Here is a 24,518-nt window from a genome sequence, read left to right as displayed (position 1 = left end):
CGATGGGGCGCCTCGCCGTCGCCCTGCTCCTGTCGCTCGGCGCCCTGTCCGCCGGGCAAGCCGTGGCGGGCGGCGACGAGCGGGTGCCGCCGGTCGGGAACGCGGTGGTGCGCGCGGAATGCGGCGCCTGCCACATGGCCTTCCAGCCGGCGTTCCTGCCGGCGCGTTCCTGGCACCGGCTGCTCGACGGCCTGGCCGACCATTTCGGCGAGGATGCCGGCGTGTCGGCCGACAGCATCGCGATCATCCGCGCCTACATGACCGCCAATGCCGGCGACGTCGCGGGACGGGGCAGCGCCGGCAAGTACATGCGATGGGTGTCGCCGGACGGCGCGCCGTTGCGGATCACCGCCAATCCCGAGTTCCGGCGCAAGCACCGCTTCCCCGACTCGGTCTGGACCGATCCGAAGGTGCTGACCCGGTCGAACTGCCTGGCCTGCCATCCGCGGGCCGATGCCGGCGTCTACGAATAGCCGGCATCGCCGGTCGTGCGCGTCGCGGACCGTGCTAGCCTCCCCTCCTGCGGCAGGGAGCGGAGCAGTGCGCAAGCCATTCGCGATCAAGGCCGAGGTCCGCGATCCTCGCGCGAAGACCTTCGACTTCGTCGCCCAGAAGACGATGTACGGCGGCCGGCACGTCGCCGCGGGCGACGTGATCTATGTGTTCGCGAGCGAGAACGAGGGCGGGCAGGGGCTGGTCGCGCGCGGCATCGTGACCGCTTCCGCGCCGGTCGCGCGCAAGCCCGGCCTCGCCCGCCAGACGCCGCGCGTCAGCCTCTCGATCCGCCGCACCGCCCTCGCGCGGCGGCCGCTCGGCCGGCGCGAGCTGAAGCCCCTGGCCGGCGGCGCGGACGGAGACCCCGGCGCCGAGCTCGGCTTCCGGTTCTACCGCCAGGCGACCGACAAGGTGATCGGCCTCTCGCAGGCGGCAGCGGACTTCCTCGACACTTTCTTCCGGCGCGCCTGAGGACCGGCCCGCCATGACGCAACCCCTGACGCTCGGCGTCCTCTCCGACACCCACGGCCTGCTGCGGCCCGAGGCCGTGGCGGCGCTGGCCGGCGTCGACCACATCGTCCATGCCGGCGACATCGGCCGGCCCGAGGTGATCGAAGGCCTCCGCCGCCTCGCGCCGGTGACCGCGGTGCGCGGCAATGTCGACCGCGGCGCCTGGGCCGAGGCGTTTCCCGCGACGGCGCGCGTGGCGCTGGGCGGCCGCACCATCCACCTGCTGCACGACCGTGCCGCACTCGACCTCGATCCCGCGGCGGCGGGCATCGACATGGTCGTGTCGGGCCATTCGCATCGCCCGTCGATCGAGACCGTCGAGGGCGTCGTCTATCTCAATCCGGGCAGCGCCGGCCCGCGCCGCTTCCGCCTGCCCGTCGCCCTGGCGATCGTCGCGCTGTCCGCCCGCGCGCTCCGCCCGCGCCTGGTCGAGCTCCTCGCTTTTCCCGGACGCTGAGTCCGGATCGTCCCTCGCTCAGGGATCGGGCTGCTCGGCGAGCCACCGCCGCGCCTCGTCGATCGACAGGAAGGCGCGCGCCGGCCGCCCGTCCTTGGCGAGGTTGAGCAGCCGCTCGACCAGCTCGACATAGGCCTCCGACACCGGCACGACCGCGAGCGCGCCGCGCGGCCCCAGCATCGCATAGGCGGCCATGCGCGCGCCCAGCGCCATGACGTCGGCGTCGGTGTAGCTGCCGGTGGCCGTGCGGCCGTCGATCAGCTTGCGATAGGGCAGCGCGTTCTGCGCGACCACGGCGTCGCAGAACTCCTCGACGTCCGCCAGGGTGAGGGTCCCGGCGAAGCGCGCCTCGACGGTGCGGGTCGCGTGGTCGATTGTGAAAGTGATGGGCATCGCTTCCGCTCTTATGGGCGTGCCGCGGACGCGTCAACGGTGGAGGTTGGGGGCCGAATGCAACCGTTCATGCCCTCTTCCTCCTCTCCCCCGCGCGGGGGAGAGGTTGGGTGAGGGGGCGGTCGCCCTGGCCCACGCCATGGCGCGCGCCTGCTGTCGCGTGTCAGTCTTTCGAGCGCGCCCGCCGCAGCGCCTGCTCCAGCCGGCCTTCGCGTTCGCGCCATCTTGCGGTCTCGGCCTCTGCCTTCCGGTCGAGCGTCGCGCGCTCGCGATCGATCGCGGCCAGGCGTGCATCGTGTTTCCGTCGCGCCGCCGCGAGCCGCGCCTCGGCCGAGGCGACCGCACGGCGCCGGCGCGCCTGCTCCTGCGCGCGCGCCTTCTCCTCGCGCCGCCGTTCGCTGTCGCGGCGCTTCTCCTCCCGCTCGAAGGCGCGGGCTGCCGCGCGCGCCGCCCGGTCGTCCGCGGCCGGCAACTTGCGTGCCCCGCCCCGCGCCTTTTCATCTCGCGCCTTCCCGCCCCGCACCTTCCCATCCCGCTTCGCCGCCCGGCCTTCGCCCCGGACGACCCGGCTGGCCAGGTTCTCCGGCAGTTTCGCGTGTTCGCTGAAGGCGCCGGTCGAGCCGACCGGCCGGCGCAGCACGACACCCGGCCGCGCCATGGTCGAGGCCACGATGGCGGGGTCCTCGGTCGCCGTCGCGAAGCCGTCCCGGAACAGGTTCGCGCCCGCGCCCCAGGCTTCGAGCGCCGCCTTCATGGACGGCGCCGCGACGGCCAGCTCGAAGAAGCCGGCCGGCGTCGTGTAGGTCTTCAGCTTCCGGGCCATGACGGCGCTTGTAGCGGGCGTGTCGGCCGCACGCATCCCGCACATCGGTCCTCCGGAACACGCGTCGTTCGCGGCGCGACTCGGGCCGCGCGACCGACCGGCCTGGCGTCCCCTGTCGTGCGATCGGGTCGGAGAAGATCGACCGTCGGGTCGTGCAGGGGCGATACCGCGACCTTCGGTCGTGCTGTCGTATGGCCGGCAGCCTCTGCGCCTGACGGCCGACCGCTGCAGCGCCATTCCCCGCCACCGGACCGGCCTTCATCCGATGGACTCTCATGAACCTGTCGAAGATCCTGCCCTGCCTCCTCCTGTCCCTGCTCGTGTCGTGGCCCGCGGCGGCCGACGACGTCGAGAGGGCGCGCCAGGCCTGTGCGACCAACCATCTGCTGAACACCGCCTATGATTGCGGCTGCATCGCCCGCAAGTTCGCGGCCGCCTGGGACAGGGACAAGTCCCCCGGCTTTCCCAATGTGTTCAACACGGTGATCACCACCCAGGTGACGGGCTGCGTGCAGCCGGAGGCGATTCGCGCCGCGTCCCTCGAACGATGCGGCATGACGTACAAGTCCGCCTATGCACGACTGTACGATCGCCGGCGGCTCGGCAAGGCGGCGTTCTGCCATTGCCTCGCCGACGAGTCGGTGAAGCTGCTGGCCGGCATGGATCCCAAGAGCATCCCCACCCTGGCCGCGGGAAGCCCGCGGGCGCTGCTGACCTGTCGCAAGACCGCCAGCTATGCGGTCCCGGCGGACAGTCCCTTCCACCCGCCCCAGCCCGTCCCCGTTGCGGCGCTCCCGGACCGGGCGGAGGTGCGGGCCGACGACGGTCACCTCTATCTCATCATTGTGAACCGCAACTTCGACCTCGACCGGCTCGACCAGAGGCGGTACCGGGTCAGCGACGACTATCAGAGCGATCGCAACCTGAAGTACGTCACGCCGAAGGAAAGTCCGGTGGAGACGCTGCCGGCGGCCCTGGTGCGCCGCGCGAACGGGGTTCCGGGAATCATCGAGACGCGCAGCCTGTCCGATATCGCCGACGTCGCCCAGATGTACGGCCAGGCGATCCTGGTGCGCGGCCCGCAGCTCCAGGCCGTCCTGCGACGCATCGAGCGCGTGTCGAAGGTCACGTCGGTCGACTATTACACCGTCGCCGATGACACCCTCTATGCCGTGCCGGACCTGCCGTCACGGCTCCAGGGCGTGGCCGTGCGATGAGGCTTCCGACGGCGGGAGAAGGGCGTCAGCGCGTCGGCGGCACGCCGGGCGACGCCGGCTTTCCGTCCGGCGCCGTCGCGGCCGGTCTCGCGGCCGGCGTCGGGCCCTGCGGCGATGCCGGCGACTCCGGCATGGGCAGGCGCAGGTAGGGCAGCACGCTGCCCGCGCCGGCGGCGCCGCGGTCGACCAGCACCTTGTTGGCGCCGCGCAGCACCTCCTCCATCGTGTCGAGATAGAGCCGCTGGGTCGTGATGTCCCTGGCCTTGGCCCACTGCTCGTAGACCTGGTCGAAGCGCTGCGCGTCGCCGCTCGCCCGCGCGATGATCTCGGCCTTGTAGGCCTCGCCGCGCTGCTCGATCGCCGCCGCCTCGCCCTTGGCCCGCGGCAGCACCTGGTTGCGGTAGGTGTTGGCCTCGTTGATGCTCTTCTCCTTGTCGGCGCGCGCCGCCTGCACGTCGCGGAACGACGCGATCACCTCGTCGGGCGGGTCGACGCGCAGCAGCTGGATGTTGCTGATGCGCACGCCCACCCCGTACGAATCGAGGATGCCCTGCAGCAGGTCCTTGGCGGCCTGCTCGATGCGGCTGCGGCCGTCGGTCTGGGCGTACTGCAGGTCCGACCGGCCGATCACCTCGCGCATCGCCGCCTCGGCGGCGTCGCGCACGTTCTGCTCGGGATGGCGCACGTCGAAGGCGTACTTGAAGACGTCGTTGATCTGCCACAGCACGACGAACTCGATGTCGACGATGTTCTCGTCGCCGGTCAGCATCAGGTTCTCCCGCGCGGCCAGGCGCGTGGTGCCGCGGCTGCTGCTCGACGGAGCGCTCGACGACGCGCCGCGCTCGCCGATGACCAGGCGCCGCTGGTTCTGGACGTCGACCACCACGACATCGCCGATCGGGGCCGGAAAGTTGTAGTGCAGCCCGGGCTCGGCCGGCGCGGCAACGGGCTTGCCGAACACCAGCTGGATCGCCTGCTGGTTGGGCTGCACGCGGAACAGGCCGGTGGCCAGCCAGATCGCCACCCCGGCCAGCACGACCAGGACCACGCCCTTGTACGAGCCCCCGCCGCCGGGGATCAGGCCGCCCAGGCGCCGCCGGCCATTGCGCAGCAAGTCGTCGAGGTCGAACGGGCGTCGCCCGCCGGAGCTTCCGCCGCCGTTCGACCGGCCACGGTTGCCCCACGGCCCGCCGCCGTTCTCGTCATGCGACATGGGGCGCCTCCGCGGTCGGCCAGTGCGGCGGTGGCAAGTGCGATAGCGGCCAGGGCGACGGCAGGCAGGGACAGGACGGGCAGGGGACGGGCCGGCGATTCAAGCGTGCACCTCGCGAACGGGGGCGAGAGCGCACGTCTCTCTCTGCCATCGCAAGCCGACTGCTTGGGGGGCGATGGTAGGCGACCCTATACCGTGCCGCCGGGGGCGTCCACGCCGGCGAACCGGATCGATTCACGCGGCGGGCAGGTTCTTGCCCAACGACTCACGGCTGCAGCGCGTAGTCCTGCGGCGGCGTCAGCGTCGGGCCCGTCCACGACAGCGCGCCGTCCTTGTAGCCGGTGTACCAGATCGTCAGCTGGCCGGTCGTCGCGTCGGACAGCAGCAGGTCCATCGTGCCGTCGCCGTTGTAGTCGCCGGTCGCGGCGACCGTGCAGCCGGGGGGCATCGTGCCGTCCAGCAATGCATTGGCGCCGACCGACGACAGCGAGGTGAAGGAGAAGCCCGTGATGCCGAGCTTGCAGGCCGAGCGGTTGACCCACACGACGCTGGCATAGCCCAGGCCGCGCACGTCGCCGACCGCCGCGACCTCCCACGACGACGGGTCGAAGGTCCCGCCGCCATAGTCGAACGCCGCCACGGGGATCGGCTTCTGCCAGGTCGGCTGCGGCCCGCCGTCGTAGCTGCCGATCATCATGTGGCCCGCGTCGTCGCGCAGCAGGAGGTCGGAATAGCCGTTCTGGTCGACGTCGCCGATGCCCGCCAGCGACCAGCGGCCGCCGGTTGGCGCCGGCGGCGTGGCGAAGTACATGCCGGCGACCCGCGCGCCGCCCATCAGCACGAGCGTCGCCACCTGGCGGCCGGGATCCCACAGCACCAGGTCGGCGCGGCCGTCGCCGTTGAAGTCGCCGAGGCCGACGGGCCGCGAGCCGGCATCGTACTTCAGCAGCTCGACGGCCTGCGGCGAGGGCCCGAACGGCTGGTCCCACAGGCCGTAGGTGACGGCGCCCGGCGTCGTGGCGCTGTCGAGGAACAGCACGCTCGCCATGCCCTGGCCGTCGACGTCGCCGATCGCCCAGGCCTCCGCGAAGCCGGGTTGGGACGCGTCCGGCCCGGCGAGCGAGGCGAGGGGCGTCGCCGGCCAGCCGCCCGCCGCGCCGTCGAACACCGCGGCCTGGAACGAGGTGGCGGGCACGGTGGGCGGCACGCCGCGCCACAGGATGTTGGAGAAGGGCGTGCCGCTCAGGCTGTAGTTGCGGTTGGCGTTCCAGGTCGCGGCCGGGGTCGGCAGGGTCGCGCCGTCCACCGTCACGCGGTCGAAGGTGACGCCCGACACGCGGTGCTTCCAGTCGAAGCTCTGGAACAGGTCGGGCAGCGTCGTCCGCTCGGCGGCATGGATGTCGGTGAAGCCGACCGTGTCGATCGCGCCCGGCCCGACATTGGGTGCCGTCGCCCAGGGATTGGGAATGACCGCGAGCTTGAACAGCTGGAACACCGGCTTGATCCCGTCGGCGCCGAGGCCGGACGGGTTGGCGTTCTCGACCCGGATGTTGCCGAACGTGTACTGCGAGCCGGTGCCCTTGCCGCCGAACGCCGCCGAGAACACCGCGTTGCTGCGGTTGGGATAGGTCCATTCGGTGCGGATGACGTCGCTGTCCTGCACCGAGATGCCCTTCACCGCCTCGCTCAGGTTCACGCCGAGCTCGAACGGCGCGGCATTGCCGAGCTGCCACAGCGTGCAGGCGCTCACGCTGAGGCCGCTCGAGTAGAGCTTGATCGCGTCGTCGCCGACCTTGAAGAAGCTGCCGGTGAGGCTGCCGCTGCCCGTGCTGATCCCGTCGGTGTTGGGCCGCCACGCCATCACCTTGATGTTCGACACGTGATTGCCGGTGCCGCCCAGCAGCACGTTGTAGAACGGCGCGTCGACCAGCGTGACGCCGCTCAGCGTCACGCCGCTGACGGGCTTGGGGATGGCGCCGGCCGCCGCCGGCCCCGCGATCATCATGTAGCAGGGATTGGGTTCGTCCGGGGGCGGCGTGCAGCCGTCGCCCGACAGGACGCCGAGGCCGGCGATCGTCGTGCCGTCGCCGATCGCGAAGGTGCCGCGCACCCACGCCCCGCCGGCCAGGTAGGCCGTGGCATTGGCCGGGAGCGCGTAGGGCGTCGGCCCGAGGTCGTGGAAGCCCGGCCCGAACGAGACCATGGTTTGGCCGCTGCCGAGCGGCGGCACCGGCTGGCCCGGCGTCGGCGTCAGCACCGCGCCGGTGGCGGAGGGCGGCACATTGGCCGACAGCGGGCTGACGAAGACCAGCAGCGGATGGCGGAGGTCGCGCAGCCGCTGCGTCGCCGCGGTGCAGGGCGAATCGGTGTAGCAGAACTCGACCGACACCTGGCGGATGCCGGTGCCCTGTCCGTCGAGGCCCTTGCCGCCGATCTTGAAGCTGAGGCTTGTGTAGTGGCTGCCGTTGCGGCCCGACAGGGTCGGCTCGATGCCGGCGCTGGTCGGCAGGATGCGCGCCGAGGCGAAGGGCGTCGCCGGCGCCACCTGCACCGTGACCTCGGTGTCGGTGGCGAAGCTGGTCCATGCCGTCGTCCACTCGAACGGCGGCTGCGGGCTGGCCGACGACGCGGCGGGCGGGAAGGGATTGGCGGTCTCGTAGGCCGGCGCCTCGACGAACACCCCGCCGACCCGCACCATCACCGTGAAGTGCGGCGACACCGGCGCGCCCGCGGGCGCCGGGTAGATCTCGACCGGCGGCGGCCCGGGTTGCGCCGGCGCCGGCCGGCTCGACAGGGCGGAGACGAGGGACAGGAGCGCGGCGGCGGACGCCACGAGGAACATACGCAACGCAACGGTCATGATCGGCGCCTGCCTGGAAGGATCGGGGTCCCCATCCTGGCCCCTCCCGCCAACGAAACGCGCCCTGCAAGGCTGCAGAGCCGGCAGGCCGGTCACGCGCCGCGTCTCCCCCTGTTACCCATGTGCCCGGTCCAAACCCTCAACCTCCTCTCCCGGCGAAGAGGAGACGCGTCTCCACTGTCACCCATCTGCCCGGTCCAAGCTCTCAAGCTCCTCTCCCCCGCGAGGGGGAGAGGCTGGGTGAGGGGGCGGTCCGCCCTTGTCCCGGGAACGAAAACAGGCTCGGCTGCGTCGACGGCTTGCCAGCACGGCCGAGGTGACGATGACGAACAGCCCCCCGCGAGCCCAGCGCCCTTCACCCGCGCGGTGACGGCGGCATGGCGGACCGCGACCCTCCTCCATCGGAACCCGACGGCCCGCTCCCCGACGGCCCGGTCCTCGTCGGCCCGCGCCTCGGCGCCCCGACCCGCGCTCCAGAGTCCGAGCCCGCGGCCGCCGCGCCGTCAGCCGCCGCGTCCGCCCCGATCCCCACCGACCTCGACGAGCGCGAGGAACGCGGCCGCGCGCTGCGCGCCGCCCAGGCGCTCGCCCGGAAGCGCCGGCGCCAGACCCTCGTCGTCGGCGCGGCGGCGCTCGTCATCCTGGCGCTGGGCGGCGCCTCGACCTGGGTGTTCCGCGAGCTGGCGCTGACGCGCGGCTTCCGGCTCGCCGAGCTCGAGAACGAGAACGCCGTCCTCTCGCAGCTGCTGCGCCAGGAGTACCGGCAGCGCTTCGACGCCGCGAAGGTCCTGCCGGCCCGCCAGGACCAGGTCGCGCAGAGCGTGCGGCGGATCCTCGCCAACCGCGCGCGCTACGAGCGGATCACGAAGTCGATGACCATGCCCTGGTACTTCCTCGCCATCATCCACGGCTTGGAAGCCGACTTCCGCTTCGATGCCCATCTGCACAACGGCGATCCGCTGACCGCGCGCACCGTCCGCGTGCCCGCGGGACGACCGGCCCAGGGCAAGCCGCCCTTCACCTGGGAGGAGAGCGCGACGGACGCCATCGCCGCCAACCGCTACGACCGATGGAACGACTGGAGCATCGCCGGCATGCTGGTGGCCTGGGAGCGCTACAACGGCCTGGGATACCGCCACCACGGCATCCATTCGCCCTATGTCTGGGCCTGCACCGACCAGTATGCGAAGGGCCGCTACGTCGCCGACGGCAAGTTCGACGCCAAGGCCGAGACGAAGCAATGCGGCGCGGTGGCGATGCTGAAGGGACTGATCGCCGCCGGCGTGGTGTCGCCGCCGCCGGCGCCGAGGTAGGCCGCGGCAGCAGCGGCGGCGCTGCCGGGCCGCCCGCCAGGGCCCGGCCGGCACCGGCCGCCATCGGGCCCGCCGACGGGTCCCGATAGATCGCAGGTCCGGAAATCCTTCTCGTTGGGGTGTCAATCGATCCGGCGAAGGCGCAAGGTCGCGCACGCGTATCCGGAGCGTGCCGTCTCGAACACGAGGGTTCCTATGAACCTCCGCAGCATCGATCTCAACCTCCTGGTCATCTTCGATGCGCTGATGGCCGAGAAGGGCATCACCCGCGCCGCCAAGGCGATCGGCATGACGCCCTCGGCCGTCAGCCACGCGCTCGGCCGCCTGCGCCAGACCTTCGGCGACCCGCTGTTCGGCCGCACGCCCACCGGCATGCAGCCGACGCGCCGGGCCCTCGAGCTCATCCCCTTCGTGCGCGCCGCGCTGCACAGCCTGCAGCATGGCATTGCCCTGCAGCACGACTTCGATCCCGCCACGTCGCAGCGGATCTTCAACCTCCGCCAGTCCGACTTCATGAGCGACTGCCTGCTGCCCCGGCTGTGCGCGCGGCTGCGGGCGGAAGCGCCCGGCGTCACGCTGGTCGTCGGCCAGCTCCCGGACGATGACGAAAATCCCTACGCCCCCGGCGACATCCAGATGCGCGTCGGCGCCCGCGTGCGCGGACCGGAATATCGCCGCAAGCGCATCTGGCGCGATCCCTTCGCCGTGGCCATGCGGGCCGGTCATCCGGCCAGGCGGGGCACGCTCACCTTCGACCGCTTCCTCGAACTGCCGTTCCTCGACGTCTCCAGCGCCATCGTCGACCGGCGCAGCCTCGACGAGGTGCTGAGAAGCCGGGGGGCGACGCGGCGCACCGCGGTCACGATCCCGACCCTGGCGGGCGTCGTCGCCGTCCTCGCCCACACCGATCTCTGCGCCGTGCTGCCGCAGCGCTGGGTGGCGCTCTACAGCGCGCCGAGCGAGCTCGCGACCATGCCGCTGCCGGAGCCGCTCCACGGCATCGAATATGCCGTCGACATGATCTGGCACGCCAGCGACGAGAGGAATGCCGGCCACCGCTGGCTGCGCCGGCTGATCGTCGAGGAATTCGACGTCCTCTACGCGCCGCCCGTCCTGCAGAAGCGCCGGGTCGGTCATCCGCCCAGCCGCCTCGACGAGGTGCCGCCGCTCGCGGCCGCGTCGTGAATGCGGTTCATGTCCCCCTGAAGACTTTGCAATAGCGTCCTCCCGCGCCCGCCCCACCTTGTGTCGTCGGGAAGAGGCGGAAGCGAGGACGCGATGCGTGCAGTGTGGGTGTCGGTGGTGATGGCGTTGCTCCTGGGGCCGGTCGCGGCGCGCGCCGAGACTCTCGGGATCTCGACCGTTCATCGTCCGGACTATCCGTCGGTCCAGGCAATGGCCGAGATGTCCCGGCTGGTGGCCGAGCGCACGGCCGGTCGCATCAGGCTGGCGATCCAGCCCAAGAGCGGCGACACCGAGTCGTTCACCCTCCAGCAGGTGCGCACGGGCAGGCTGGCCATGGCGGCCGTGGACGTTTCGAATTTGCACGACCTGGTTCCGGCCACGGTGGCGCTCTCCCTGCCATACCTCTTCGAATCGGACGAGCACGTCGAGCGGACGCTGGACGGGCCGATCGGCCGGCAGATCCTTGCCTCCCTCGACGACGTCGGGCTGGTCGGTCTCTGCTTCTACGATCCCGGCTTCCGCTCGATCATGGCGCGCCGGCCGATCCGCGGCGTGGCGGACATGAAGGACCTGACGGTCGGCGTGCCGCTCTCCGATCTGGCGCAGGCGACCGTGCAGGCGATGGGCGGCCGCACGGTGCCGCTGCCTTCCCGCCTGGTCCACGAGGCCATCAAGGCCAGACTCGTCGATGCGACGGAGGAGAACCCCTCGGCCTATCTTTCGGCCTTTCTGGCATCGCGCCAGCGCACCGCGACCGGCATCTACAGCCTGACCCGGCATGCGCGGCCGCCCGAGGTCCTGGTGGTCTCGAAGGCGGTGTGGCAGCTTCTGTCGCCCGACGACCGGAAGATCCTGCGCGCCGCCGCCCGGGAGTCCGTCGCCATCCAGCGCCAGCTGCGCCTCGAGCGGGAGGACTCGGCGCGCACGACGGCGGCGGCCTTCGGTGTGGAGATCGTCGCCGATGTCGATCGCCAGGCCCTGGCCGAGGCCACCGCGCCCGTCTTCGCCCGCTACGCCGCCGATCCGCTCGTGAAGGCCCTGGTCGCGCGGATCAGGGCCGCGGCGTCAGTGCCCTGAAGCCCAGGAAAATGGTTGGCGATTCATGCTCCTCTCTCCCTTGGGAAACAGGAGCGAGTGCACATCGCCGGGATGCTCGTCGCCTGGGAGCGCTACAACGGCCTGGGCTACCGCCACCACGGCATCCATTCGCCCCATGTCTGGGCCTGCCCGGCACCTTCGGTCGCGCCCGTCGGGACCGCCGACGGGTCCCGAGGGATCGCAGGCCGCCCTAACGGTTGAGGCGGAGAATGGCGCTGCCGCCGGGGTAATGCATGGTTCCATCGAGCCGGTCGTTCCCGATGCGCGAGAGCGCCAGGTCGGACGGACCGCTCGTGACGGTCACGGCGTCGGCCGTGACGCTGCATCGCGACGCCCAGAGCGATATGTGCACGAGTTCGGGCGTGTTGAAGCGGCAGAAGACCTTGCCGCTGCCTTGCCGCTCGACGACGAGGCTGAACGGGGAGGATTGCAGGCCGACGCCGCCGACATTGCGGACCTGCAAGCCGTTCCACCGGCCCAGCGCCCAGTCTCCCAGCGATCCGGCATAGGCGGACGGCGGATCGGACGGCGCGGACTCGGCCAGGGCATAGAGACAGCCGGGAAAGCCCGAGGACGACAGCGTGAGCCCGCGCGCCGGCACGTTGCCCGCGATGGTCACCCAGCCGACCCGGGAATGGCCGCTGTCGTACCGCATGTTGACCGTCCCGTCGGCGGCGATCGGGCTGCGATGCACCGGCCCGGAGGGAATCTTCGCGACGAGCTCGCTGCCGTTGATGGTGAAGCCATAGGTCGCGCTGGGCTTGGGACACGATGACGGCGCCCCGGGCTGAAGGTACGTCGTCGCATTCCATGCCTGCGTCTGCGCCTGTGCGCCGACGGCGATGCCGATCGCGAGACCCGCAAGGGCCAATGCCGGAGTCCGTTTCACGTTGCCCCATCCCTCCCCAATTTGACGGGGGGCACGATACAAGTCGGGAAATGCGCCGTCGTCATCGACCTGGATGACATTCCGCCAGCCGGGAGGTTCCCTCGACGACGGGCGGCGCTCCGGGATCTTGTCGACGAAGGAGGCCCCGTTGGCTCGACCGGAGCGTGTACTTCCTCGCGATCATCCGTGGCCTGGAAGCCGACTTCCGCTTCAACGCGCATCTGCACAACGGCGACCCGCTGACCGCGCGCACCGTCCGCGCGCCGGCCGGACGCCCGGCCGGCGGCAAGCCGCCCTTCACCTGGGAGGAGAGCGCGCAGGACGCCATCGCCGCCAATCGCTACGACAAATGGAACGACTGGAGCATCGCCGGCATGCTGGTCGCCTGGGAGCGCTACAACGCCTCGGCTACCGCCAGCACGGCATCCATTCGCCCTATGTCTGGGCCTGCACCGACCAGTATGCGAAGGGCCGCTACGTCGCCGACGGCAAGTTCGATGCGAATGCCGAAACGAGGCAGTGTGGGGCGGTGGCGATGCTGAAGGGGCTGATTGCGGCCGGCGTAGTGTAGCCGGCGGCGGGGCCGAGGTTGGGGGCAAATGAAGGCAAAGACCGAAGGCAAATGTTGCGATGCAGTCCTCCAGGCGATTGAAGCTCGCAGGAAGGCGCAGCGGTCGGAGCTTCGATGCCCCGATAGAGACGGCGAAACGCCGCCGGTTGAAGTTAGATGTAAGGTCGGTGGGAGGCCTGTCGCGCTAGAGCACACGATCATTGAGCCTTTTGCCGGTCACATAGGCGACAGCGTCCATTTCTCCAAGATGCTTGGAGAACTAGAAGCGGGGCTTAACACAGCAGTGCCCCCGCGTGGCACGTATAGTCTGACCTTTCCGCTTGCCCCACACCAAGGCATCCATCCATCCAAACATAAAGAAATTCGCGAACGCATACATCAGTGGGTCGTTGATTGCGCCGCCGAACTTGACGCCAGGTACGGAGCACCAGTTCGACGCACCAACGAGCCACGCGGCCGTCGGGATGTGTTGCGGGGGAGGCCCGACAATGTGCCCTTTGATTTGGTTCTAACGAGAGAGGAGCACTGGGCGGTGTCTGGAAAACACGCAGGGTGAATTTTCATCCAGCGTTTTGGCCCGATGGATCTTGAATCTGAAAGGCGGAAGCGAGTGGCTAGGGCGCTTGAGGACAAGTGTCCAAAGCTCGCTGGGTGCAAGGCTGAGGGTGATGATACCGTGCTCATTCTAGAAAGTGATGACTTCATCTTGACCAACTACGTCGCCGTAGCGGATGCGATCCAAGCTGAGGCCAAGACGCGAACGGACCTGCCAGATGAGATCTATTTCGTCGCCACCTTCGCGCATCTCTGGTCGGTTTTTACGCTGAAGCGTGGGGCAAAGTACCTGCCTGACGAAAAACATTTGGACATGCGGGCCAGTGAACTCGTTGATTTGACCCGACGATGAACCCACGGCAGCAGTCTCGGTGGCTCTAGCAGTGTCATAAGCGATACCGTTTCGCCAATGCCGCGCGTCTCAAGTCCGAAACGACACGATCATTAGCCTAAAGATCACCGCCTGCGGCAACCGTATCCCTGTCGTTCTCCAAGTCTACACCGCTACCCCAGAAAGGTTAGACCCGTCGACGAACCACACTGAACAGGAACAATTGGGGGGGGAGATTGTCCGCTGGTGAGACGTCGCCCCCTTCATTTATCCAGTCTCAATCCTTATGTCGTCGATGCCCATTAGCTTGAACTGTACTGATCCTGCGATCATTGTTGCCAAATGTGAGCTTCATGTACTCTGCTGGTTCCGAGGGTAGGGGTAGTCGGAATGAGTGCTAAAACTAAATCAGAACGCCTTAAGAGACTTGTCTCACACGGTTACTTTGCGCCTGAGTTGCCTCCTTGCTTCGTCTCTGACGATCTCGCTAAACACCGTAGGTCCATTCTCAAAGGAATCGATGCTCTACCACCGACCCGGCGCGGCGACCCAAATTATTGTGCCTTTGTTTCCGAACATGCATGGTTCTATTTTCCGCGCTATGGCAAAGAGGACCGGCGACATGGGGTGCCTAATCCCATTGCTCACTTGCTACTTTCGAGAGTCTTGGCTGACAACTATGTCAAGTTGCGACGCGAGGCGCGCAAGTCCAAAATCACGCTCTCGCCACCCGTCTTTGACTGGTCAGGATCACGAGCTCTAGTACGACCGAGTGTTGAACTTAGGGACGACTTTCGTGTCAATCTCTCATCTCGTCGCGAGGAGTACGTCGCGGCCGACGTACGAGCCTTCTTCCACTCTATTTACACTCATGCCATACCTTGGGCCATTTATGGTAAGGAGTTTGCCAAGCGCAACCGGGGTTTAGTTCACTATGGGAACCTGATTGACCTCTTATGCCGCAACGCTCAAGACGGCCAAACGCTAGGGCTTCCAGTCGGCCCGGATACTTCGCGACTGATCGCTGAGGTGGTAGCCTCTGCTTTGGATGTTCACGTTCAGAAGCGCCTGAATATCGGAGAGCGGGACGCTTCTCGCTACATTGACGATTATACGCTCAGCAGCCCCGAAGGGGCTAACGGCGAGGAGTTGTTGGCAGTACTGCGTCAATCGACGGCCGCTTTCGAACTTGATCTAAACAATGAAAAATCCGCCATCTATCCCACATCGCACCGCCAGAATTCCGGCTGGCAGCAGGCTGCTCGCGAATACCTTCCCCGCACATCCCGACCGCACGGCGGGATTGCGACGAGCGCCTTACAGCATTTCCTATATCAGCTTGGACGATTATGCGTGGCTCACCCGGACATAAACGTTGAGAAGTACGGGCTTCAGCACGCCCGTTCAGCACTGGTTGCCGCCGACGATTGGGACGCGCTGCAATTCAGTCTAATCAATGCCTATCGCCGTAACCCGAGTCTGGTTTCCCTGCTGGTAGAGGCATGCCTTTTAAGGCAGAACGCGCACAGGGACGTGCAAGTCGAGACTCTCAAGGAGTTGATCGAGAACCGAGTCCCGGTCCTCGCGCGCGCCAACCGCACTGGTGAGATCATCTGGCTACTTTTCCTGGCGATCCGCCTGGACTTGACCCTTTCAGCCCGGAAGCTCACGCCGCTTTTCACTATCGAGAACGCGTTCGTGGCACTTCTCGTCGTTCAACTCGACGCGCGAGGGCTCGTACAGGGGACCGTTTCCCGCGCACTTTGGGACCTTTCATTGACGACGGACGGTTTGAGGAGCTCCATGTGGCTCTACGCTTACGAGGCCTTCATTCAAGGACTTCTTCCCGGAGTAAATGGCGATTTTATCACGCAAGACCCCTATTTCTCGCTGCTGCGCGCCAAAGACGTGCATTTCTTGGAAATTTCGCGAGGCTATACCTCAATTGCTCTGACTCTTCGTGGCTTGCGAAGTGATAATCAGGGCCTACAGCGCCTGCGCGAAGCTATTGAGGATGAGAATTTCGACGATCTCCAGGATCTGGACAATGATGATGATGAAGACAGCGACATTTACTAAGTTCTGACGCGACACCTTCAATATCGGTGCTGAGTTTCCCCTTGTCCCCGCTCCTCTGTCCCGGCCATGAGTGCAAGAAGCTATCGACCTCCTCGACGCTTACTTTGCGCTTTTGTAGAACCAGCTCTCGGGCGCTCGTCGCCGCCTTGCACTGGCGGGACAAGCCTAAGGCTGAGTTGTGGACCGAAAGAACCTGAGAGAACTTGATTAATTCGATCGGTGGTTCTTCCGTCACGAAAGAGCTCATAAAAGGCTACGTCCTTCGCGGTCTCCACGACCGTTTCCATTGTCCGTATCGCTTCATCGAGCAGAACGTTGACGTTCTCGAAGTGAAATTTCAGTTGCCGATGCTTTGCCACCTGCCGCATTGCATACAATATGTGGAAGGACCCATAGGCGAGCAATCTTGCGCGAGCTGCTTTGGCGCCTCGATAACGAACTCCACGATCCTCCAGAAATCGCTGCTTCTCGATCATCTGAAAGCACGCGAATGCATCTACCGCGGTTCGCACATCCAGACTTGTCGAAAACACACGACCGTAGTCGGAACGAAAGATTTCATCGGATCGTGTCTTGGCGAAATGAGGCTCGCCGAGTAGCGCTGCCCAGATAATCTGGCCAAATTTTCGTGCATCAACTCGCCGGTCCGATGCCTTCTCTGCATACTGACCCCGCTTTCGTTCGTAGTGATACCCGAGGCTTTGGAGAATATCTTCGATCCGCTTTTGGACATCGTCATTCGCTCGAAGATCGCGATCTTCGATCCGCGTTTGGGTGTTTGTGGCATTTGCTATCTCTTCAAAGGTCGTCTTCTCAGTGGTCTCACAGAGTCGAATTAGAACAGTAACGCCAGCCGCGCGTTCCCGGTGTTGTCGATAGGCCTCGAACAGGACATTTGCGGTTTGGCAGCCGTTCACGATTTGTGGGTTGCTGATCGTGAAAACTGGATCAGTGCGACCCTTCACATAGGAATAGCGATCGCAGACAACTGTGATCCCATTGTTGAGATACCAAAATTTTGCATTCTCCTGTCTAATTGCCGAATCAAAAATTCGATTATTAATCTCATTTTGAACGCCGAGGTAGATGCGGAAGTTCTCATCAAATAGATTCCTATTAATCAGATCCGGGTCGGAGTCCGACCTTACTAGCTTGAAAAGTTCCTCGATGGAGACCGTTGCGGTTACGCCGCGTATACTGCCATCAGATCGCTCATTGCCGGGCATTCCTGACGCTTGAAAAGATCTCTGCGTATTGCCGCGGCGTGGCGAGATTAGAATTTCCAGAAGTTCACGTGATGAGAACTGTTTCCAGTTCAAGCAATTCGTCTTAGTACAAAATGCGCTAAGTTTTGCTGCGTCCTGCACAGCAAGCGGTTGTCCATTGGAAACTAGGTAGATTGTAAAGCTTGGCACTGTCGATTTGAGTAGAGACTCGATCTCTTCTAAGCGCTCTTGAAGCTTGGGGTTTGCTTGGTTCTTCAGCGCCTGGGGATTGCCGAATAAACTATCAAAGAAGGCAATAAGCTTGTTTACCTCATTGCCTGGAAACGACTTCTTGCTAGCGCTCTCGATCGTCTTGTGAAGCTTGCATTGCATGAGGTGGATATGCGGAATAAGACCTGTCTGGTCTATCAGAACAGCATCTATGCCTAAGTCTTGGCTTCCATCGGTAACCGCGTCTTCAAGGTCATCGCCAGAGACAGCGAAGATTTCCCGAGCGCACGCATACGCAAATGCGTGCCCGTCATCATCGCAAGAGAACTCATCTTTTGCCTGCTTCAGACGTACAAGCAGCTGCTGCCACTCAATGCTTTGCAAAGATTCCCACCTTGAATTGACGGCAAGGGCAGCATTGCAAGGATGCACAACCTACGCAAGAAGGGCGTCACCTGCCGCGAGGCGGCTCACGAGAGCCCATAGTAACGGCGTCCGGCAGCCGTGTTTTTCGGGGTGCACAGGAGCCGGGCGCATTTGAAGGTGTACCGTTCTCACAGCTTCAGACGGTTCGGGGGAGCGAGAGGATGTTGTCGAAGATCGCGTCGGTCGACTACTTTACCTTTGCGGCTGACGAAATCGATGCTGTGGCGCATCTGCCATCTCGGCGACAGGGCCGGGCCATCCGATTATTCGCGTGCGGTCCTCTCGTTGGAATCTCTGGAATCTTATGGCTTTTCCCAAAGGGGTTGGCTCGTGCAGTCAGGCTATCAGACGTCTTCGGCGCTTGTAGGCCTTGCCGACTAATGCCCTGAGGCCTTCCCGTGTGAGCGCCTTGACTTTCTCGCCGGGAATTGCGGCCTATCGCTGCCGATGCCCTTTCGGAGGATCGGCACCATGGCCGCCGATGGCGACCACTCGCGACTTGCCTCTGCGAAGACGACACCGACCCGCATCGCGTCCGGACCTGCTGCGCCTTCAGGGGCGCCGCTCGGCAACCGGAGACGGATGAGGGGCGGCAAGCCGTCCAGCGGGGCGATCGTGGGAACGCCGGTCCGTTTCGTCCGGGCAGGGGACTGTCCGCTGCCTGCCTTCTGCCACCACGCTCCGGCGCGCGCCGGTCCAGGCGTCGGTGGCATGGCTGGCTGATCCGGGTCGACAGACCCGAAGACCATGGAGGAACGGATGAACACGTGCGCTCTCGGCGGCGCTGCGAACGATGGCGCCTGGCGGCGAGGCGCTGGGGACGGGCGCGCCCTGGCGCGCGGCAGGGCCTGCCGGGATGGCGCATCGCTCGCAGAGTCGGCGATGGGGTCGGTCCGGCCTCGCGACGTGGCAGGGCTTTGCGCTCGGTGGCCAGCAGCGTGCGGTCATGCTGCCGGCCAAAGGCCTCTCGCTGCGGCAGATTTCGGCTCACGGGGAAAACGTTAGAGCGTGGGCTTGCCGGCATCTAACGTTTTTGCCGCCGAGTTTCTCGGGGCACCGGAACGCGCGCGGGAAGGGGCGTCGGAGGGTCTTGGAACGAACCTCTCCGCCGTCTGACGGCAGTGACGGCATCGGTCGTCGGCTGGACAAGGGCTGGTGGGGAGCGTGGTCACGCCGGCCATGGGTGGTGCCTCCTGGAGCCCAAAAAGTCGCAAGTTTGTTGCGCGGCGGTGTTTGCCGGAGCGCCGCCGTTGAGGAGGAAGATGACTTGAGTTATAGTTGGTGAGAACCCATCGGCAGCCGTCGCGAACGTTGGCGGCCGGAGAAAGGTCCCTCGCTGCGCTCGGGATGACACCGCGGGTGGGCTCGCCTGACGGTCGTGGGTGGGCGAGCGAAAGATCTTGGGAGGGCGGGCGACAGATCTCGGAGGGGCCGCCGCTGATGACAACCGCCGCCCCACCCTCAACAATCGCCGCCCCAAGAGGAAACGCCCGCATGAAGATCGCCGCCTGTGAGACCCTCACCCTCCTCGTGCCGGAGGACGATCCGCTGGCCAACATGCCGGAGGAGGCCGGGCGCAAGCGGCCGATCGTCGTGCTGCGGCTGCGCACCGATTCCGGGCTCGAGGGGATCGGGGTCACGCTCTATGGCGGGCGGCTGACGCGCAGCCTGCACGCCGCGGTCGAGGACCTGGCGGCGGCGACGGTGGGCGAGGACCCGATGCGGATCGAGGCCATCATCGCGAAGCTGCGCACGGGCGATGCCGGCGGGCCGGGCGGGATCTTCACGCTCGCGCTCGCCGCCGTCGACACCGCGCTGTGGGACATCCGCGCCCAGGCGCTCGGCCAGCCGCTGTGGAAGCTGCTGGGCGGCCATCGCGACCGCGTGCCGACCTACGCCTCGGGCGCGCTGCGCCGCGGCCTCTCCGACGACCAGGCGCAGAAGGCCGCGCGCATCCTGCTCGACAAGGGCTTCCGCGAGATGAAGACCCAGATGGCGCTGCCCGGCGATCCCTCGCCGGCCGACGAGCTGCGCCGCGTGCAGGTGGTGCGCGAGGCGATCGGGCCCGACATCAAGCTGATGTGCGACATCAACCAGCGCTGGCGGCCCGAGCAGGCGATCGACATCGGCCGCCGCGTGCACGAGGCGGGGGTGGGCCTCTTCTGGTTGGAGGACGTCACCACCTTCGACGACTATGCCGGGCTGGCGCGCGTCACCGCCGCGCTGCCGACGCCGGTCGCCGGCGGCGAGTATGTCTGGGGCATCGTGCCCTTCCGCCACATGATCGAGGCGCGCTCGGTCGACATCGTCATGGTCGACCTCGCGCGCGTGGGCGGCGTCACGCAATGGATGAAGGTCGCCGCGATGGCCGAGGCCTTCAACCTGCCGATCGTCAGCCACGTCATGCCCGAGATCCTGGTCCACCTGGTCGCCGCCTGCCCGCACGGCCTCACGGTCGAGTACATGCCCTGGATGCTCTGCCTCTACGAGGAGACGCCGAAGATCGAGGACGGGCACCTCGTGCTGCCGCAGACGCCGGGCCTGGGCCTGCGCTTCGACGAGAAGGCGATCAAGGCGTTCAGGGCGTGATCCCCTTTCCGTCGTCTCGACCGGAGCGCGCAGCGCGGAGCGGAGAGACCTTCTCTCGACGATTTGCGGCTGTATTCGGCAGGCAAGGTCTCTCCGCTCGGGCCTGCGGCCCTCGGTCGAGACGACGGCATTCGGAACCAATTATTGGACGCTCCGGTGTCCAGAAATCCCCTTCATGTCAGGTGAGGGGGCAGTGCACAAAAGCCGACTCCGCGCCTCGGGAAAGGCCGCTTGCGCGCGGGATGCGAAAGCGAATCGTGTCCACGGAGCGATTTCGGGCCGGGAGCGGCACGGGCGGCTTGCCCTCGGGCGTGCAGTCCGCTTGGATACAAGCCTTAGTGACAATTCGCGAATCGAGGGGGGACGCAGACGCATGACGGACGTGCAGTACAAGGTCGCCAAGAATGCCAAGGACGCCGCCAAGCTGATGCTGGAGGCCAAGGGCAAGGGGCGCATCCTGGCCGGGGGCACCGACCTCCTGGTGCAGATGAAGTCGGGCATGGTGGCGCCGGGCGTCATCGTCGACGTGAAGAAGATCCCGGAGATGGTCTCCATCACCGAGAAGGGCGGCGGCTTCGTCATCGGCGCGGCGACGCCCGCGGCGGTGATCGGCGAGCACAAGAAGCTGCGCAAGACCTGGCCGGGCGTGGTCGAGGCGATCAACCTGATCGGCTCCACCCAGGTCCAGGGCCGCGCCTCGGCCGGCGGCAACCTGTGCAACGCCTCGCCGGCGGCCGACAGCGTGCCGGCGCTGGTCGCCGCGGGCTGCACCGTCAACATCCAGGGCACGACGGGCAAGCGCTCGATCCCGGTGGAGGAATTCGCGGTCGGGCCGGGCAAGACCTCGCTCAAGCCCGGCGAGATCGTGGTCAGCCTCACCCTGCCCAAGCGGTCCAAGGGCGCGTCGGACGCCTACCTGCGCCTGATCCCGCGCACCGAGATGGACATCGCCGTGGTCGGCGTCGGCGTCTCGCTCACCATGAAGGGCGACAAGTGCGTCGATGCCCGCGTCGGCCTGGGCGCCGTGGCGCCGACCGTGCTGCTGGTCGAGGACGCCGGCAAGGCGCTCAAAGGCTCGACGCTCGACGATGCCGCGCTCGAGGCGGCCGCGGCCGCCTGCTCGGCGGCCTGCAAGCCGATCGACGACAAGCGCGGCACCATCAAGTACCGCACCAAGATCGCCGGCGTGCTGCTGAAGCGCGCCGCCATGATCGCTCGCGACCGCATCAACGGGATCGAGCACAAGGGACACCGACCGGTTTAAGGGAAAAGCGCTCACCATGGCCAAGATCCACGTCACCACCACGATCAACGGCGCGCCGACGGAGTTCCTCTGCGACGCCAACCAGACCCTGCTCGAGGTCCTGCGCGACACGCTCGGCCTCACCGGCAGCAAGGAAGGCTGCGGCACCGGCGACTGCGGCGCCTGCAGCGTCATGGCCGACGGCCGGCTGGTCTGCTCCTGCCTCACGCTCGCGGCCGAGGCCGAGGGCATGAAGATCGAGACCATCGAGGGCATGGCCGACGGCGAGAAGCTGCATCCGCTGCAGAAGAAGTTCATCGAGCTGGCCGCGCTGCAGTGCGGCATCTGCACACCGGGCTTCCTGATCGCCTCCAAGGCGCTGCTGGAGAAGTACCCGAACCCGACGGAGGAGGAGGTCCGCTACTGGCTGGCCGGCAACCTCTGCCGCTGCACGGGCTACGACAAGATCGTCAGCGCGGTCATGGACGTGGCCGCCGAGATGAGGGAGGCCGCCGAATGAGCACTTCTCCGAACGCCAAGGGCCCCAATGGGCACGGCAAGTACAAGTGGATCGGCACCCGTCCGGACCGTCCGGACGGCGCCGACAAGGTGACCGGGCGCGCCCGCTTCGGCGCCGACTTCAACCTGCCCGGCCAGCTGATCGGCAAGGTGCTGCGCAGCCCGCATCCCCATGCCGTCATCCGCTCGATCGACACGTCGAAGGCCGAGGCGCTGCCCGGCGTGAAGGCGGTCGTGACGGCCAAGGACTTCCCCGACCAGGCCAACCTCACGGTGCCGGCCGGCGAGATGCAGGTGAACCTGCGCGACGTCACGCGCAACATCATGGCGCGCGAGAAGGCGCTCTACGAGGGCCATGCCGTCGCCGCGGTCGCCGCGACCAGCGAGGCCATCGCCAGGCAGGCGCTGACGCTGATCAAGGTCGACTACGAGGTGCTGCCGCACGTCATCGACGTCGCCGAGGCGATGAAGCCCGACGCGCCGGTGCTGCACGACCATCTCCTGACCGAGGGCGCCCAGCCGCCGGCCACGACGCCGTCGAACATCGCCAAGCGCATCGAGTTCAAGAAGGGTGACGCGGGTTCCGCCTTCGCCCAGGCCGAGGTGGTGATCGAGAAGAGCTTCACCACGCAGCCGGTGCACCAGGGCTATATCGAGCCGCACGCGACGCTGGCCAGCGCCAGCGAGGACGGCCAGGTCCAGCTCTGGTCGACCACCCAGGGCCACTTCCAGGTGCGCGGCTTCTGCAGCCGCCTGCTCAACCTCGACACCTCGCAGATCCGCGTCACCGCGACCGAGATCGGCGGCGGCTTCGGCGGCAAGACCGTCGTCTATCTCGAGCCGGTGGCGATCCGCCTCAGCCAGAAGGCCGGCAAGCCGGTGAAGATGGCGATGAGCCGCGAGGAGGTGTTCCGCGCCTCCGGCCCGGCGCCCGGCGGCAACGTCAAGGTGAAGATCGGCGCGCGCAAGGATGGCCGCATCGTCGCCGCGACCTGCACGGTCGAGATGCAGGCGGGCGCCTTCCCGGGCTCGCCGGTCGGCCCGGCCTGCATGTGCTCCTTCGCCTGCTACGACATCGACAATGTCCACATCGAGGGCTTCGACGTCGTCAGCAACCGGCCCAAGGTCGCGGCCTACCGCGCCCCCGGCGCGCCGATCTCGGCCTGGGCGGTCGAGTCCACCATGGACATGCTGGCCCAGGAGCTCGACATCGACCCGATCGATCTCCGCCTGATGAACGCGGCGAAGAAGGGCACCAAGACGGCCTACGGCGTCACCTTCGACACGATCGGCATGATCGAGACGCTGGAGGCGGTGAAGAACTCGGCGCACTACCGCGCGCCGGTGAAGCACGGCTATGCGCGCGGCGTGTCGGCCGGCTTCTGGTTCAACGTAGGTGCGGATTCCAGCGCCGCGGCCCATGTCGGCGAGGACGGATCGGTGACGGTGATCTCGGGCAATCCCGACATCGGCGGCAGCCGTGCCTCGCTCGCCCTGATGGCGGCCGAGGAGCTGGGCGTCGACTACGACAAGGTCCGGCCGATCATCGCCGACACCGCCTCGATCGGCTTCAACTTCGTGACCGGCGGCAGCCGCGTCACCTTCGCCACCGGCCTCGCGGTGGTGAACTCGGTGCGCGACCTGATCCGCGAGCTCAAGGTCCGCGCCGCCAAGATCTGGAAGGTCGATCCCGACGCCGTCTCCTGGGAGAACGGCATGGCCAAGCCCGCCGGCTCCAACGTCGGCGAGTTCGAGCCGCTGTCGATCGCCCAGATCGCCGCCCAGGCCGGCCGCACCGGCGGGCCGATCAACGGCCACGCCCAGCTCAACGTCACGGGCGCGGGCCCGGGCTTCGGCGTCCATGTCTGCGACCTCAAGGTCGATCCCGACACGGGCTGCGTCCATATCGGCCGCTACACCGCGGCCCAGGACGTCGGCACCGCCATCCATCCGGCCTATGTCGAGGGCCAGCTCCAGGGCGGCGCCGTGCAGGGCATCGGCTGGGCGCTGAACGAGGAGTACATCTACAACGCCAAGGGCCGGCTCGATAATGCGGGCTTCCTCGACTACCGCATGCCGGTGGCCTCGGACCTGCCGATGATCGAGACCATCCTGGTCGAGGTGCCGAACCCCACGCATCCCTACGGCGTGCGCGGCGTCGGCGAGGTACCGATCGTCCCGCCCACCGCCGCCGTCGGCAACGCCATCGCCCGCGCCACCGGCGTGCGCATGACCGACCTGCCGATGTCCCCACCCCGCCTCTCCGAAGCCCTCGACGCCGCCGCGCCGATGAAGATGGCCGCGGAGTAACGGGCG

The 24,518-nt window shown here is 67.1% G+C and carries 20 protein-coding genes; 14 read left to right on the top strand and 6 right to left on the bottom strand.

Going from position 1 to position 24,518, the window contains the following annotated elements; genetic code table 11:
* Nucleotides 1-2 precede the first annotated feature (2 nt).
* The 3 genes from ACO073_RS01290 (at nt 3) to ACO073_RS01280 (ending at nt 1,462) form a co-directional block, all read left to right on the top strand.
* On the top strand, nt 3-473 hold the full coding sequence (locus ACO073_RS01290) for a diheme cytochrome c (RefSeq protein ID WP_421994470.1): 471 nt from the start codon (nt 3-5) through the stop codon (nt 471-473).
* Between the two features lie 67 nt (nt 474-540).
* Complete coding sequence (locus tag ACO073_RS01285; RefSeq protein ID WP_421994468.1) at nt 541-966, top strand: hypothetical protein; 426 nt, start codon at nt 541-543, stop codon at nt 964-966.
* Nucleotides 967-979: 13 nt separating this feature from the next.
* Nucleotides 980-1,462 carry a metallophosphoesterase family protein gene (locus ACO073_RS01280; protein WP_421994466.1) on the top strand — a complete coding sequence of 161 codons (483 nt, stop codon included), beginning with the start codon at nt 980-982 and terminating at the stop codon, nt 1,460-1,462.
* A gap of 18 nt (nt 1,463-1,480) precedes the next feature.
* On the opposite strand, the gene ACO073_RS01275 is transcribed toward ACO073_RS01280, so the two are convergent.
* Together ACO073_RS01275 and ACO073_RS01270 are read right to left on the bottom strand one after the other, a co-directional pair.
* Nucleotides 1,481-1,855, bottom strand: coding sequence for a hypothetical protein (locus tag ACO073_RS01275; RefSeq protein ID WP_421994464.1), 375 nt, complete (start codon nt 1,853-1,855; stop codon nt 1,481-1,483).
* A gap of 163 nt (nt 1,856-2,018) precedes the next feature.
* Entirely contained in the window at nt 2,019-2,678 is a 660-nt protein-coding gene (locus tag ACO073_RS01270; protein WP_421994462.1) for a cell envelope biogenesis protein TolA, read from the bottom strand.
* Nucleotides 2,679-2,953: 275 nt separating this feature from the next.
* On the opposite strand from ACO073_RS01270, the gene ACO073_RS01265 reads away from it, so the two are divergent.
* Nucleotides 2,954-3,895 carry a hypothetical protein gene (locus ACO073_RS01265; RefSeq protein ID WP_421994460.1) on the top strand — a complete coding sequence of 314 codons (942 nt, stop codon included), beginning with the start codon at nt 2,954-2,956 and terminating at the stop codon, nt 3,893-3,895.
* Between the two features lie 25 nt (nt 3,896-3,920).
* On the opposite strand, the gene hflK is transcribed toward ACO073_RS01265, so the two are convergent.
* On the bottom strand, nt 3,921-5,108 hold the full coding sequence (gene hflK, locus ACO073_RS01260) for an FtsH protease activity modulator HflK (protein ID WP_421994458.1): 1,188 nt from the start codon (nt 5,106-5,108) through the stop codon (nt 3,921-3,923).
* Between the two features lie 265 nt (nt 5,109-5,373).
* A complete protein-coding gene (locus ACO073_RS01255) occupies nt 5,374-7,968 on the bottom strand; it encodes a hypothetical protein (protein ID WP_421994456.1) in 2,595 nt (864 codons plus the stop codon).
* 377 nt (nt 7,969-8,345) lie between these two features.
* Here ACO073_RS01255 and ACO073_RS01250 point away from each other — a divergent pair, with 377 nt between their 5' ends.
* The 3 genes from ACO073_RS01250 (at nt 8,346) to dctP (ending at nt 11,543) form a co-directional block, all read left to right on the top strand.
* Nucleotides 8,346-9,281, top strand: coding sequence for a hypothetical protein (locus ACO073_RS01250; RefSeq protein ID WP_421994454.1), 936 nt, complete (start codon nt 8,346-8,348; stop codon nt 9,279-9,281).
* 195 nt (nt 9,282-9,476) lie between these two features.
* A complete protein-coding gene (locus tag ACO073_RS01245; RefSeq protein ID WP_421994452.1) occupies nt 9,477-10,466 on the top strand; it encodes a LysR family transcriptional regulator in 990 nt (329 codons plus the stop codon).
* A 93-nt stretch (nt 10,467-10,559) separates the two neighbouring features.
* Nucleotides 10,560-11,543 (top strand): TRAP transporter substrate-binding protein DctP, encoded by a 984-nt coding sequence (gene dctP, locus ACO073_RS01240; RefSeq protein WP_421994450.1) that lies wholly within the window; start codon nt 10,560-10,562, stop codon nt 11,541-11,543.
* Between the two features lie 211 nt (nt 11,544-11,754).
* Here dctP and ACO073_RS01235 read toward each other — a convergent pair whose 3' ends face one another.
* Complete coding sequence (locus ACO073_RS01235) at nt 11,755-12,453, bottom strand: hypothetical protein (protein ID WP_421994448.1); 699 nt, start codon at nt 12,451-12,453, stop codon at nt 11,755-11,757.
* 164 nt (nt 12,454-12,617) lie between these two features.
* On the opposite strand from ACO073_RS01235, the gene ACO073_RS01230 reads away from it, so the two are divergent.
* The 3 genes from ACO073_RS01230 to ACO073_RS01220 all read left to right on the top strand — a co-directional run bounded on the left by ACO073_RS01230 (nt 12,618) and on the right by ACO073_RS01220 (nt 15,989).
* Nucleotides 12,618-12,995, top strand: coding sequence for a hypothetical protein (locus ACO073_RS01230; protein ID WP_421994446.1), 378 nt, complete (start codon nt 12,618-12,620; stop codon nt 12,993-12,995).
* A gap of 735 nt (nt 12,996-13,730) precedes the next feature.
* A complete protein-coding gene (locus tag ACO073_RS01225) occupies nt 13,731-13,931 on the top strand; it encodes a hypothetical protein (RefSeq protein ID WP_421994444.1) in 201 nt (66 codons plus the stop codon).
* A gap of 645 nt (nt 13,932-14,576) precedes the next feature.
* Nucleotides 14,577-15,989: an RNA-directed DNA polymerase gene (locus ACO073_RS01220; RefSeq protein ID WP_421994442.1), complete on the top strand. Its 1,413-nt coding sequence runs from the start codon at nt 14,577-14,579 to the stop codon at nt 15,987-15,989.
* 80 nt (nt 15,990-16,069) lie between these two features.
* Here the strand turns inward: ACO073_RS01220 and ACO073_RS01215 are convergent, their stop codons facing one another.
* Nucleotides 16,070-17,809 (bottom strand): AIPR family protein, encoded by a 1,740-nt coding sequence (locus ACO073_RS01215; protein WP_421994440.1) that lies wholly within the window; start codon nt 17,807-17,809, stop codon nt 16,070-16,072.
* Nucleotides 17,810-19,345: 1,536 nt separating this feature from the next.
* Between ACO073_RS01215 and ACO073_RS01210 the strand changes: the two genes are divergently transcribed.
* The 4 genes from ACO073_RS01210 to ACO073_RS01195 all read left to right on the top strand — a co-directional run bounded on the left by ACO073_RS01210 (nt 19,346) and on the right by ACO073_RS01195 (nt 24,512).
* Complete coding sequence (locus ACO073_RS01210) at nt 19,346-20,440, top strand: mandelate racemase/muconate lactonizing enzyme family protein (RefSeq protein ID WP_421994438.1); 1,095 nt, start codon at nt 19,346-19,348, stop codon at nt 20,438-20,440.
* Nucleotides 20,441-20,822: 382 nt separating this feature from the next.
* A complete protein-coding gene (locus tag ACO073_RS01205; RefSeq protein WP_421997367.1) occupies nt 20,823-21,704 on the top strand; it encodes an FAD binding domain-containing protein in 882 nt (293 codons plus the stop codon).
* A 16-nt stretch (nt 21,705-21,720) separates the two neighbouring features.
* Complete coding sequence (locus ACO073_RS01200; RefSeq protein WP_421994436.1) at nt 21,721-22,203, top strand: (2Fe-2S)-binding protein; 483 nt, start codon at nt 21,721-21,723, stop codon at nt 22,201-22,203.
* On the top strand, nt 22,200-24,512 hold the full coding sequence (locus ACO073_RS01195; protein ID WP_421994434.1) for a xanthine dehydrogenase family protein molybdopterin-binding subunit: 2,313 nt from the start codon (nt 22,200-22,202) through the stop codon (nt 24,510-24,512). The genes ACO073_RS01200 and ACO073_RS01195 overlap by 4 nt, the downstream gene beginning before the upstream one ends.
* The last annotated feature ends 6 nt before the right edge of the window (nt 24,513-24,518 follow it).

Source organism: Reyranella sp. (assembly GCF_965229815.1).
Lineage (GTDB): Bacteria > Pseudomonadota > Alphaproteobacteria > Reyranellales > Reyranellaceae > Reyranella.
Note: the sequence above shows the minus strand (reverse complement) of the source record. Positions and strands in the feature narration are given on the sequence as shown.